Below are 13004 nucleotides of genomic sequence, written 5' to 3' on the forward strand. Positions count from 1 at the left end.
GGTGGGGGTGGCGGCATGACGGTGTACGTCTCGCGTAACGCCATGTCCGGCCAGTCCCGGCGCCCCGAGCCGAGGTGGATGGCCTCGGCGGGGCAGGTGTGGCCCGCTGACCCGCCGCTGCTCACCTTCGTGTGGCGTCGGCTGTTCGAGCAGCAGGCCCGCGAGGGCGGTCGCCGGTGACCGGGCCGCAACGCCGTCTCGCAGCGAACCGGCTCGCGCCAGCCGAGGTGGAACACTTGCCGATGCGCCCGCTGTGGTTGTGCCGCCGGTGCGGGCAGCCGTGGCCCTGCGGCGCGGCGAAGCTCGCGCTCCTGGCCGAGTACCGAGGAGTGCCGGTGAGCCTGTTCCTCTACCTGGCCGGCTGCCTGCACGACGCGATCGACGACCTGCACCGGCTCAGCCCGAGCGTGACGGGCAGCGCCGCCGACATGTTCGACCGGTTCCTCGGCTGGCCCGCCCGCCACACCCACGCCTACCGCGTCAGCACCACCACGGCCGGCAGCACCGAACAGGGCTCCTCGTGAACGGCATCGGCCTCATCAACGCCACCGACCAGCCGGCGATCGCCGGCAGCTTCCACACCCTGGTCGTGCAGCCAACGACCTTCTGCAACCTCGACTGCACCTACTGCTACTTGCCCGACCGGAGATCCCTCCGCCTGATGAGCGCCGCGGTCGCGCGGGCCTGTGCCGAGTCGATCGCCCAGCAGAACAGCGGTCATCCCGTGAGCGTCGTGTGGCACGGGGGTGAACCCACAGCCACACCCATCGGGCTGTTCCGGGGCCTGCTGGCCCCGTTCGAGGAGCTGCGGCGCGCGGGGATGGTGCGTCACGAGATCCAGACGAACGCGACGCTGATCAATCGACAGTGGTGCGAGCTGTTCACCGATTATGGGTTCGAGGTCGGGGTCAGCATCGACGGACCGGGCGCGTTGAACCGGAACCGCCTCGACCGGGCCGGCAACCGAACGGACGCCCGAACCCTGCGCGGCATGCAGACCCTGGCCGAAGCGGGGCTGAGGTACTCGGTTATCTGTGTGGTCACCCCGGAAACCATCGACCACGCGGACGCCCTCGTCGACTTCTTCACCGGCCTGCCCGGCTGCGAGTCGGTGGGCTTCAACATCGAGGAGCAGGAGGGCGCCGACCGGGCGCCGGTGGCGGAGGATGCCGCGTACCGGTTCTGGCAGCACCTCATCGCACGTCGCGTCGGCGGCAGCCCGCTGCGGATCCGCGACGTGGACCGGCTGGCCGACTACCTCGCCGCCACCCGCGCTGGCCGCGTCGACCACGCGCCGTATGAGCCGATCCCGACCGTCTCCTGGGATGGGCAGGTCGTGCTGCTGTCACCGGAGCTCCTCGGCATCACCGAGCCGCGATACGGCGACTTCATCGCCGGCAACGTCCTCCACCAGCCGATCACCGCCATGCTCGCCCGCGCCGGCGACCTGGACTATGTCGCCGAGTTCGTCGTGGCCCTCAACGACTGCGCCGACCACTGCGCCTTCTACGACTTCTGCCGGGGCGCCCAGGCCGGCAACCGCTACTTCGAGCACGCGACGTTCACCGCCCGCGAGACCACCTACTGCCGAACCACCCGACAGGCCCTCGTCCGCGCCGCCGCGGATCACCTCACCCCGCAAGGAGAAGCCCCATGACCAACGCTCTCGCGGTCCTCGTCAACGCCGCACCTGAGCAACTCGCCCGCCTCGGCGTCGACCCGGAGCGGTCGGTAGCGTCGATCGACGCGGCGAAGTTCGACAACCGCCCCACCTGGGACAACAAGGGTAAGTTCGACAGCCGACCCGGCTGGGACAACTGGAACAAGAAGAAGTAGCCCTCCGCGACGGGACGCGCGGGGTGGCGTGCCCACCCCGCGCCCACACAGGTTGAGGACACATGCGCACCACCACGATCGGCGACCTGAAGATCCTGCTCCCGGACCTCGAACCGGACGACCTCGACACCACGACGGACCTCGGCGACCGGCTCACCGAGGCACTCGTCAACGGCGCGGCGTGGCGCGGCTCGCACCTTGAGGACGTCAGCGTTCGCAGCAGCATGATCACCGGCGTGGACCTGAGTGAGAGCACCTGGGAGGCGGGCAGCCTCTTCGGCTGCGAGATCATCCGCACCGACTTCTCCGGCGCGACCCTAACCGGCATCACCATCGAACGGTGCGCGATCACCGGCTCCCGGTTCACCGGCACCAGACTCACCGACGTACGCCTCAAGGACGTCCTTTTTGACGGCTGCCGCTTTGACTACGCCACCTTCCACCGCGTCGCCGCCGCCGGCTCGGTCGCCTTCTCCGAGTGCACTCTCACGAACGGCGCGTGGTCTTCCTGTCGGCTACCCCGCATCGCGCTGCGGTCATGTGACCTCGCCGGTCTGGAACTGGACTCCTGTCAGCTCGACGGGACCGACCTTCGGGGCAGCCGCCTCCACGAACTCAAGACGCCGCTGGACAACCTGCGCGGCGTCACTGTCGACGAAGACCAACTTCCTGACCTCACCCGGCTGACCGTCGCCGCCCTCGACCTCACCGTGCGCAACGAGTGAATCCGAGGAGGGATCGTGCTCGCTGAACCCACCGGCAACCCGGGCACGATCCTCGTCTGTATCCGGGGCAACTCCGGCTCGGGCAAGAGCAGCATCGCCCGAGAGCTACGACGCCGGCACGGCCGGGGCTGCGCCCTGGTCGAGCAGGACTACCTGCGCCGGATCGTGCTGCGCGAGCGGGACAAGCCCGGCGGCGCGGCACCGGCGTTGATCGGGCAGACCGTCCGGTTCGCCCTCGACCACGGCTACCATGTGGTCTTGGAGGGCATCATGCACAGCAGCCGCTACCGCAGCATGCTGACCGCCCTGCGGGACGGCCACCGCGGCCGGTCGCTGTTCTGCTACCTCGATGTGTCCCTGGCCGAGACCCTGCGCCGGCACCTCACCCGCCCGCAGGTCAGTGAGTTCACCGCCGAGCACATGAGCGGCTGGTACGCCGCCCACGACGTCCTGGACTGGCCCGACGAGCTCGTCCTACCCGAGACCACCGGACTGAACGAGGCCGTCCAGGCCATCGCCGCTGTGGCTGGGCTACCCCAGACCGGACGCGACGACGACCTGCTACCGAACGTTCCGTCCCTTTAGAGCAGCTCAGCCGGCTACTGGTATCGCCGTTCCGGCGTACCGTTCGCCAACATCAGTCCCGCGTGGCCAGCCCGTCAAACACGGCGACTGCGACGGCGTGCAGCTCGCCCTACCGTGCCCGCCTGAGCCAGCTCTCGATGACGGTGAAGTCGTGCTCGGTCAGCCCGCGACGTGGGTCGACCCGATGCAGCAGGGCCGGACCTGGGTGATGAGTCGACACCCACTGCTGATCGGCGTGGGAGATCTCGTCGTCGACCCAGACGAAGGGGCGTCCCTGCGCCCATTCGACCAGCCCACGGGTCTTCCAGTGCAGGGGTCCCACCTCGTCGGAGTCGGGCCAGTCCACGACGGGCAGCGGCGGCAGCCCGAGCAGGGGTGCGAGCACGTCGTTCGCGTCGCTCATCCAGGTCGTCGCCCACACCAGATCGCACGGCAGGGTCTCCAGTCGGCGGCCGTGTTCCGGATCGACCTTGTGCAGCAAGGGATGGGCGTCGGCCGGTAGGGCCCGTGCTACGGGGCGGCCATACGACTTGCCCGGCCCGGCCGCCGCGGGTGTGCCGAACGGGATGAGGGTGCCGTCCACGTCAAGGAACAGCAACGGACGCGGTGCAGGGGCGGACATGACCCAGAGGCTAGCCCCCACCCCGCCAACAGCTACCTCCGCGCACTTGCCCCAAGGCCATTCTTTTCGCTGCTGCTCCCGGCGGCGGCGGTCCGGCGCCGCTGACCCCGACCGCGGCAGGGGCGGTGCCGGGATGCCTCTCACCGGCCCTTTCCGCTTCGGCGGCGCTGCGGTGCCCCCCTACGCCATCAGGACCACATCCACACCTCAACCAAGGAGTTCTCATGCTTTCGTCGACACCTTCAACGACTGCCGTAGGCATTGGCAGTGATGAGTTCCGGCTTGATCCCCGTTCGGGGGGCGGGCTTGGCGTCAGCGTTGACGTCAGTCTTCAGCCGGACCCCCGAACCGACCTCCTGTTTCCTCTCACACCGCAGGTCAGCGCGTCTGTCAGCGCCGTCGGCTTGTCCTGCGACAGACCCTGCCTGCTCTCGGGTCTCTCCCCCTGGGGCTGGCATTCCCTACCCGGAAAGGCAGGTGGTAGCCGGTGGATGATCCGGTCCTTCGGGTTCAGTCCCAGCTGACCGGCCGTGACCGTGTGCTGCTGGGCTGGTTGTACGACCACGGCGTGTTGACGTCGTTCCAGATCGCGACCGCCCTGTTCCCGTCCCTCGATTTCTGTCAGCGGCGGCTGCGGACCCTGTACCGGCTGCGCCTCGTCGCTCGGTTCCGGCCGCAGCGGGCCGACGGCGGCTCATACCCGTACCACTACGTCATCGACCAGCTCGGCGCCGAGGTAGTCGCCGCCAGCCGGGACGAACGTCCACCGCGGCGGGACCACGCCCGGGTGGAGCGGCGGCGCTGGACCTCGACCCGCAGCCTCGCCCACCGGCTCGGGGTGAACGGCTTCTTCACCGACCTGGCCGGGCACGCCCGTACCCATCCGGGCACCGGCCTGGTGGAGTGGTTGCCGGAGGCGGTGTGCCAGCGCGCCGGGACGTTCACCAGCCTGCAGGATCCGGGGCTGGTGCGGGCGTACCAGCCACGGGTACGCCCGGACGGCTACGGCCGGTGGGTCGAGAACGGTGTCGAGGTGCCGTTCTTCGTCGAGTACGACACCGGCGCCGAGCAGCTCTCGATCCTGGCCGGCAAGGTCGACGGCTACCGGGAGCTGTTCGCGAAGATCGGGCGGGCGTGGCCGGTGCTGTTCTGGCTGCACTCGGCCGCCCGGGAACGCAACCTGCGCCGCGTCCTGGGCGAGGTGCCGCTATCAGTGCCGGTCGCCACCGGCGCCGGCGACCACGCCGCGACGGCGGGACTGAGCCCGGCGGAGGCGGTGTGGGCCGTGGCCGGCGGGGAAGGGCAGCGACTGCGCTTGGCCGACCTTGCCGGGTACGTAGTGGACGCCTCCCGTCGGGCGGGTGAGGCGGCGTGATCGGCGACGGCACGGCGGCGGCGGACGTTACCACTACCGTCGAGCGGACGGCAGTGGTCGGCGTCTGTCACGGATCTGTCGGGACCGGCTCGGCCGGTGCTGACAGACCCGTGAGAGAACCGGACGTCCGCCCCCACCGCGGCGGGACCGCGTCCGAGTGCCACGTCCGCTGCGGGCGGTCCCCGACCGTGTCCGGTCCCTGTCCCGACGGTGGTCCGACGCGGGATCGGTCTGCCATCCGGTCCCGCCTCCTGCGACTGACAGGCGGACCGGAACCCCGGTCCGGGGCGAGGAGGTGATGGGCCACGACAGCCTCGGTCCCTGACCCGGACGCCAGTCCGCGCGATCGCCGCGCCGAGGGTGGCGTCCAAGTCGTCATCATGCTGGCCATCGGCGGCGCAGCCGGGGCGGCCAGCTTCACCCACGTACACAACGTGGCCGCCGCGCACGGCCAACCCGGCTGGCTGGCCTGGGCCGACGCGATCGTCCTGGAACTGATGTCCATCGCCTCCGGCCTGGAACTACGCCGCCGCAAACGCGCCCACACCTCCTCCGTCTTTCCCGCCACCGTGCTGGCCTGCGCGGTCACCCTGTCCCTGGCAGCGCAGGTCGTCGAGGCCGAACCCTCGGTTATCGGCTGGGTCGCCGCCGCCGTACCCGCGCTCGGGTTCCTCGTCATGGTCAAGATTGCCCTCGGTCGGACGGGCACCGCCACGCCCGCCGCTGCTCGAACGGCAGCGGACTGGCGGCCGGACGAAGCCGGACGGACCGCTGCGGACAGCGGAGCGGACGAGGCGACCCGGTCCGCTGTCATGGCGGGGGAGCGGCGGTCCATGAACCGGACCGTCCGCTCACCGGAGGCTCGTCGCCGGCATGGCGGACGGGACCGGCAGCGGCGAGCGGACCGGGGACGGTCCGCGCAGCCGTCCGGTGACGTGGCCGAGCTGCTGCCGGCGGCGCGAACTGTTCGGGACCGGCTCGCCGCGGACGGGCAGGCACTGACCCGGGCGGCACTCGCGGAAGCCCTCCGCGCAGCCGGGCACACCGTGTCCAACACCCGACTATCCGAACTCCTCAAGACCCTCAAGACCGAGTCGTCGGCCCCACCCGAAACGACCGTCGATTCGATCACGCCGACCAACCCGACGTCACCGCCTTCGTCACCGGAGCGGCGCAACGGTGGCGAAGCAGCCACCCCTGTCCCGGTCGACCCCGACGGGGCTACCCCGCTCCTACCGCACAGCCATCCCTCTCACAACCAGGAGAAGCCCGATCATGAACAGCCCAGCGAACCACGATGACGAGACCACCCGCACCGCGACCGACAACACCACTGCGCCCGGTGTCGGGGAGGTGTGGACGATCGAGCGCATTGGTGCCCTCGGCGTGACCACCACCCTCGCCACCACCGCCTCGGTGCTCGGGATCAGCCGATCCCAGGCGTACCGGCTCGCCGCCACAGACCAGTTCCCCATACCGCTGATCCGGGCCGGCAGCCGCATCATCGTCCCGGTCGCCGCCCTGCTCCACCTCCTCCAACCCGAACCCAACGGGACCGGCGACGGCCGACTTGCACCCGATGCGAAGGTGAGCGTGGATGCGATGACCCCGCCACCAGCGGATTCCACCCGACACCACTGGCGGCACCATACGAAGCATCCAGGAGACGACGAGTGAAGGGATCCACCTTCAAACGCTGCAGCTGCCACGACAGCGTCACGGGCCGGCGACTGGGACGCTCCTGTCCCCAGCTTCGCCGGCCCGGCGGCGGCTGGTCCCGCACCCACGGCCACTGGCACTGGCAAATCGAAATCCCCGCCCGCGCCGACGGCACCCGCCGCCCACTCCGCCACGGCCCCTACGCCACCCAGGCCGACGCCGACACCGTCCTCGACCGCATCCGGGCCACGCTCGCCGTCCCCGACCCCACCGACCCGCACGCCACCGTCAAGACCGGCGACCTGATCGAAACCGCCGTCAAAACCGGCGCACCCGTTCCCAGCCCGGACCAGGTTCGCCGGGCGCTGCACCTGGACATCACCCCGACCGAGCTGCCCACGATGGCGGCGTACCTGACCGACTGGCTGGCCGGACGCAAGAACATCAAGACCGGCACCCTGCGCTCCTACGAAGGGCACATCCGGCTGTACCTGATCCCGCACCTCGGCCACCTGCGCATCGACCGGCTCCGCCCCGGACACATCGACGCCATGTACAACGCCATCGCCGAACGCAACACCACCATCGCCACCCGCCGCGCCAGCCGCGACCCCGCCAAACGCGACCAGGTCAAGAACCTGCGGATTGTCGGCAACCGGACCCTGCACGTCATCCACGCCACCCTGCGCAAAGCCCTCAACGACGCGATGCGCCGCCACCGCTACATCGACACCAACCCCGCCCTCATGGTCGAACTACCGACCGCCCGACCACCCAAGCCCACCGTCTGGACCGACCAACGCATCCGCACCTGGCGCGACACCGGCAAGAGCCCCAGCCCCGTCATGATCTGGACCCCCGAACACACCGGCAGATTCCTCGACCACACCCACAACGCGAACGACCGGCTCTACGCCCTCTACCACCTCATCACCTTCACCGGCCTGCGCCGAGGGGAAGCCTGCGGCCTGCACTGGGACGACCTCGACCTCGACGCCCACACCCTCACCGTCCGCTGGCAACTCGTCCAACACGGCTGGGCCACCACCATCGACACCCCCAAAACCACCGACAGCGAAGCCGCGGTCGCCCTCGACACCGAAACCATCGCGGTGCTGCGCGCTCACCGCGCCCGGCAACACCGCGAACGCCTCGCCGCGGGCGCTGCCTGGACCACCACCGGGCTCGTGTTCACCACGCCCACTGGCGGGCGGCTGCATCCCGCCGACGTCACCGACCACTTCCACCACCTCGCCACCCAAGCCGGACTACCACCCATCCGACTCCACGACCTCCGCCACGGCGCCGCCACCATGGGCCTGGCTGCCGGTGTACAGATGAAGGTCATCTCCGACCGGCTCCGCCACTCCAGCCCACACTTCACCGCCAAGTTCTACGGCTCCGTCCTACCCGAACTCTCACACGCCGCCGCCGAAGCAACCGCATCCGTCGTGCCCCGTCGGCGCGGCACCGGCATGTAGTCGGTATAGGTAACCGAACGGGGGCAGTAGATCCTCCGCATAAGACATGTGCAATACAAGGACGCACTTGCACATGACATGCGCAGATGTAAGACTCGTGGCGTGACGACCCGACTCGAACTTGACATCCTCCGGATGCTGCGGCGATCAGCCGAACCGCTGAGCGGCCGGCAGGTGGCTGAGATTGCCGGTGTCGCGCCCAACACCGCGAACAGGTTGCTCAAAGCGCTACAGAGCCGCAATCTTGTTCAGTCGACCAAGGCAGGGCGGGCGACCCGGTGGACCACAACCGCAGACGTCGCTGAGCTCAAAGAGATGGAAGGCTCGCCGCAGGAGCGGGTAGCGTTCGTGGTCACCGCGGTCGAGCTGGAGCACACCGAGGTCCTCAACCGGCTCGTGAACGTCGAACGGGTCCGGACGAGCGACATCTGGATGGTGCGCGGCGAGGTCCCCGGTGACCATATCAACTGGACGATCTACCTGGCTCGCGCCGGGATGGGAAACGCGACGTCGGCAGCACTCGTCGGGCTCGCCGCACGCGACCTGCATGCGAACCTCGTCGCGTTCGTCGGCACAGCCGCCGGTTTGAGGCCAGCAGAGCACAGCCACCTTGACGTCGTGGTCGGGAGTAGGATTCACAATCCTTACGTCGGCAAACAGGTGCCGACCGAGTCCGGCCCTAAGCTCCTGGGCCGCGACAAGACGTACGTTGTGCCTGCGCCGCTGGTCGCTCTCGTCAACGCGTGCATCGCCGACAGCAAGTGGACACCATCTGCTCGCAGCCAGCACTACAACGTCAACCAGGCGCACGCCTACGTCGCGCCTATCGTGTCCGTCGAGGCCGTACAGGCTGACCCCGACGGCCCCATCATGCGGGAGATCCGTTCCCGGTTTCAGGACGCAGCCGCACTGGACATGGAATCGTTTGGCCTCGCTGCCGGTTCCGATATTCACGACCTTCCAGTCCTCGCCGTCCGCGGCCTTTCTGACTTCGTCGGTGACAAGGCCGAGGCGGGGAATGACGACCTACAGCCGCAGGCTGCCGGGAACGCCGCTAGCTTGCTGCGTGACGTCCTTGTCTTCGCTCACCCAGACGACTTCAAGCGCGGCGGGCCAACACCGCCCGCTGAGCTGCCTGGGCCCCACGGGGGGTCTGTCGCGGTCGCACTGCCTGGCGCCGTCCAAATGTGGATGGACCGCCTCGAGCGTCGATCTCCAGCCCGAGCGCAGCGGGCGAAAGACGCCCTCGCCGAAATGCGGCGCGACGGCGTAACGGCAGCGACGTGGCTGAGTCGGGCGCTGCATCGGCCGCCGGCCTGGCTGCGTGAGGACGATACCGGTGACGGGTGGGCACTCGTCTCCTCACTTGCGTCGATCGCCGGCTCGAAGGTCGCATGGCGCGGGTTCGAGCAGGCAGCGGCGGCCGCGAAACTTACCGGCAACATCGACGCGAGCGCCTACTTCACCGTCACCGCGCGACTCGAACGCATCGGGAAGGACCCCGACGAGGACGACCTCGACAACGACAACGACAAGCCTGGCCCCGAAGCTATGGACGACTTCGACGACGATGTCGTCGCCCGGTTCGGCGGCGTCATTGCTTTTTACCGCGCGGTCATTGATGGCGACCTCGCCAAGACCAAGGCGCGTGCGGAGGCAGCCATCGCCTCACTCGGTCTCACCGATCCCTCCGGCGTCCTGGGGGCGCCTGAGGAACCTGTCCCGGAGGTCGACCTCGACCCGGCGGTGCGAGACGTCATGGCGGCCGCGATGCTGCGGCAACTCGCGCAGATGATGCTGGCGCCCGGCGCGGCAGACCAGCTTGGCGTCCAGTCTGGTCTCGCCGCGCGCAGACCGCGCGGCAACCCGGTAACCCGGGACCTGGCCGACGACGGCCTGCGGCTCGCGCAGTGGGCGGTAGCCCTGCGCCCGAACGCCGAAGGGACACGGCTAATCCAGGCACAGACGATGCTGGGCGTGCTCGTCTCGATGTCCGGCCGGACCTCAGCCGACGTCGAGGACGAGATCTCCAAGCGGGCCAGGGTCGTGGAGACTGACGCGCTGCAGGTCCGAGATGTCCTACGGGAATGGGACGGCTCGTCGGGGAGCGCGTTGGCGGTCGCAGCCCGTGCCCGGTCTATCCAGGGCGACTTCGCCGGTGCCCTACGGCTGCTCCTTCCCGCACCCGACGGGGTCGCATTGCAGCGCGAAGCCAAGCACCCGGAGGTCGTACGCCTTGGTGCCTTCGTCGCGCGGGCCATGGGGAACGACGAGCTTGCGCTCGAGCTCGCCGCGAAAAATCCCGATCGTGTCGAGGGTCAGCTGCTGCGCGCTGCGGTGCTCAGCGGCCGCCCGCAGATGGCGAATGAGGCCAAGGACGCGCTGTTCGCTGCACTGGAGCAGTCCGCGGGCAAACACCACAGCGGCTTCCAGGCTCTGATGGCGCTCTCCCGCAGGTTCAACTCGCTCAAGGAGGCTGAGCAGGCCACGGTCATGCGTCACATCGACAGCCTCGGGCAGCTCGACCGTGACCTCGCGGACGTGATGCGCGCCCGGGTTCAACTCAGCCAAGGCGACCCGGAAGCGGCTCTGCGATACGTCCGAGGGCTGGAGCGCAACGAGCTCGCGCTGGAGGCCCACGCCGATGCGCTCATCGCCAGCGGCCGTCCCGAAGAGGCAGCCCAGCTGGTGTTCGATGAAGGCATGCGCCGCGGAGACATCCCTCTCGCGACCGAGGCCCTAGAGATCGCCATGGGCAACGGGCTCACGGAAACCGGCCGCGACATCGCGCTCAACCTCCTCGGCCGCGACGACGCCAAGCCCGTGCGCCTAAAGGCGCTGCGTGCTCTCCAGCAGATTGCCCGCAGCGAGAACGAGTGGCACGACGTCACGACCCGCACCCAGCAGGTCATCCAGGAATCCGCTGCCATCAGCCTCCCGGTTCCCGAGGTCGAGTATTGGCGGCTGGCTGAGGCTCTGTTCTTCCTGCAGAGATTCGACAAGGCACTGACCGTGCTCCTCGGTGCACCAGCCGTGAGCTTCAACGAGCGCGAGAAGGCTCAACTATTCCTCGCGACCCTCCGCTCGGCCCTCGACGAGCAGCGCTCACGCAGCGATGCAGACACCGGACCGACGGTCGCTGACCTCGGTGATTCCAAGGTCTACGCGATGTTCATGCGCGCCGCCGCCGATTGGGCCGACGACGAGCAAATCGCCGCTGCTGCGATGTCGGTCGTCCTCATGGCACCGAACGCCGCCCTCACCGACGTACAAATCGCCGACTTCCGCGACTACGCCGAGAAGTACTTCGAGCGGCATGGAGAGAACGCCTCCATCACCCAGATTAAGGTTGAAGACGACAACCTCGACCCCCTCATCGAGTTCCTCCGCAGCGGCGACGCCCGCCAACAGGCCCTCGAGGAGCTCTCACGCGAAGTACGTGCCGGCCGGTTCCCCCTCGCCGCCCTCACCGAAGCCGCAGGACGAACCTGCACCGAAAGCCTCATCCGACGCGACCTCGGTTACATCATGGCGGTCGATGACGACGACCGAGGCGAACAAGCAGCACGGGAGGCCCTGGGACGCCGCGTCGTCGTCGACACCACCGCCCTCGTCGTCGCACCGTGGACCGGACACCCGTTCAAGAAGCTCGCCGCCCACCTGGACTCCGTCATCGTCCCAGCCCCCGTTCGCGAGGACATCGCCCGCGCCCGTAGCAGCCTCGCCATGAGGTCCACCGCCACCCTTGGTTGGGACACCCGTCAACAGCGCCCCGTCATCAGCAAAACCACGGCCGGAGAAGCACAAGCGCACGCCGACGCAGCCGAACAGGTCTGGGTCGACGTCCAAGGCCTCCAAGTCGCACCCGTCGCCGATACCACCCGCCGCGACCGCTGGCTCAGCGCCATCACCGTCGCCCAAGAACTCGGCGTCCCCATTTGGGTCGACGACGTCGTAATACGACGCTTCGCCCGCGCGATGGGCGTCCCCGCATTCGGGACACTCGACCTCGTCCGAGCGTTCGCCGACGAGGACGGCTTTACTGCTGTGGTCGCGTCATTCCGTGAGAACAGGGTCGTCGACATGCCCATCGACGAGCCCTGGCACGGCCTTGCGAAGAACGCCGAGTGGAACGTCGACAGCTCATTCGCTCTTGCCATCTCCCGACCCGCCGCATGGCGCGACATCCCCAAGGCCTTCAACGAGTTCCGCTCGCTCATCCGCCGCCGCCCCCACGACATGGACCCCCAACAGACCGCGAACTGGGCTCACCTGGCAGCCAATGGACTCGCGATGGCCACCATCCCGCCGGCACGACCGAAGGCCGTCTCAGCGCTTCTGGCCTGGGTCATTTTCTTCACCGACCCGTTCTTCACCGCAGCCCGCGGCGGCGCCGTCGCCGGTCCTGACCTGCCTGAGGAAGCAGGGTGCGTTACCGAATTGATCATCACGGTCGCCGAAAACCTCCGCGATCACCACTACCCGGACGCAGATGCCCTCGAGCTGCTCGTCGACATCTTGAGTCGGGGCCTCCTTGACTCGATTGGGCCAGAAGGCACGAGCCGTATAGTCGCCGCCCTCGTGGGCCGACTCAACAATGAGGTGGGCAGTCGGGTGTTCGCGGCCTATATCCAATCGGTGGGTAAGTAGTTGCAGGACGGAAAGAGCAGGTGCGACGTATGTAGTGATGAATCGTGGTACGCGACGCCATGGGTCTGCCT

General features: G+C 68.7%; 12 protein-coding genes. 11 read left to right on the top strand and 1 reads right to left on the bottom strand.

The window, feature by feature from the left end; translation table 11 throughout:
* Window positions 1-15: 15 nt before the first annotated feature.
* The 6 genes from amcA (O7546_RS04510) (at window position 16) to O7546_RS04535 (ending at window position 3146) form a co-directional block, all read left to right on the top strand.
* A complete protein-coding gene (gene amcA, locus O7546_RS04510) occupies window positions 16-180 on the top strand; it encodes a multiple cyclophane-containing RiPP AmcA (RefSeq protein WP_281600515.1) in 165 nt (54 codons plus the stop codon).
* Entirely contained in the window at window positions 177-524 is a 348-nt protein-coding gene (locus O7546_RS04515) for a hypothetical protein (protein ID WP_281600516.1), read from the top strand. The genes amcA (O7546_RS04510) and O7546_RS04515 overlap by 4 nt, the downstream gene beginning before the upstream one ends.
* Window positions 521-1657, top strand: a complete 1137-nt coding sequence (gene amcB / locus O7546_RS04520) for a cyclophane-forming radical SAM peptide maturase AmcB (protein ID WP_281600517.1) — start codon at window positions 521-523, stop codon at window positions 1655-1657. The genes O7546_RS04515 and amcB overlap by 4 nt, the downstream gene beginning before the upstream one ends.
* On the top strand, window positions 1654-1836 hold the full coding sequence (gene amcA / locus O7546_RS04525; protein WP_281600518.1) for a multiple cyclophane-containing RiPP AmcA: 183 nt from the start codon (window positions 1654-1656) through the stop codon (window positions 1834-1836). Before amcB ends, amcA (O7546_RS04525) begins: the two co-directional genes overlap by 4 nt.
* Before the next feature lie 62 nt (window positions 1837-1898).
* Window positions 1899-2561: a pentapeptide repeat-containing protein gene (locus O7546_RS04530; protein WP_281600519.1), complete on the top strand. Its 663-nt coding sequence runs from the start codon at window positions 1899-1901 to the stop codon at window positions 2559-2561.
* Window positions 2562-2576: 15 nt separating this feature from the next.
* A complete protein-coding gene (locus tag O7546_RS04535) occupies window positions 2577-3146 on the top strand; it encodes a kinase (RefSeq protein ID WP_281600520.1) in 570 nt (189 codons plus the stop codon).
* A 109-nt stretch (window positions 3147-3255) separates the two neighbouring features.
* Here the strand turns inward: O7546_RS04535 and O7546_RS04540 are convergent, their stop codons facing one another.
* Window positions 3256-3768 (bottom strand): HAD domain-containing protein, encoded by a 513-nt coding sequence (locus O7546_RS04540; protein ID WP_281600521.1) that lies wholly within the window; start codon window positions 3766-3768, stop codon window positions 3256-3258.
* A 487-nt stretch (window positions 3769-4255) separates the two neighbouring features.
* Here O7546_RS04540 and O7546_RS04545 point away from each other — a divergent pair, with 487 nt between their 5' ends.
* The 5 genes from O7546_RS04545 (at window position 4256) to O7546_RS04565 (ending at window position 12933) form a co-directional block, all read left to right on the top strand.
* Window positions 4256-5143: a replication-relaxation family protein gene (locus tag O7546_RS04545; protein WP_281600522.1), complete on the top strand. Its 888-nt coding sequence runs from the start codon at window positions 4256-4258 to the stop codon at window positions 5141-5143.
* Between the two features lie 380 nt (window positions 5144-5523).
* The gene (locus O7546_RS04550; RefSeq protein ID WP_281600523.1) at window positions 5524-6444 is read left to right on the top strand and encodes a DUF2637 domain-containing protein; all 921 of its coding nucleotides are present in this window, start codon (window positions 5524-5526) and stop codon (window positions 6442-6444) included.
* Complete coding sequence (locus O7546_RS04555) at window positions 6419-6820, top strand: hypothetical protein (protein WP_281600524.1); 402 nt, start codon at window positions 6419-6421, stop codon at window positions 6818-6820. The genes O7546_RS04550 and O7546_RS04555 overlap by 26 nt, the downstream gene beginning before the upstream one ends.
* Window positions 6817-8283 (top strand): site-specific integrase, encoded by a 1467-nt coding sequence (locus O7546_RS04560; protein WP_281600525.1) that lies wholly within the window; start codon window positions 6817-6819, stop codon window positions 8281-8283. The genes O7546_RS04555 and O7546_RS04560 overlap by 4 nt, the downstream gene beginning before the upstream one ends.
* A gap of 102 nt (window positions 8284-8385) precedes the next feature.
* On the top strand, window positions 8386-12933 hold the full coding sequence (locus O7546_RS04565) for a helix-turn-helix domain-containing protein (RefSeq protein ID WP_281600526.1): 4548 nt from the start codon (window positions 8386-8388) through the stop codon (window positions 12931-12933).
* The last annotated feature ends 71 nt before the right edge of the window (window positions 12934-13004 follow it).

The sequence above is a fragment of the Micromonospora sp. WMMA1976 genome, from assembly GCF_027497335.1.
Lineage (GTDB): Bacteria > Actinomycetota > Actinomycetes > Mycobacteriales > Micromonosporaceae > Micromonospora > Micromonospora aurantiaca.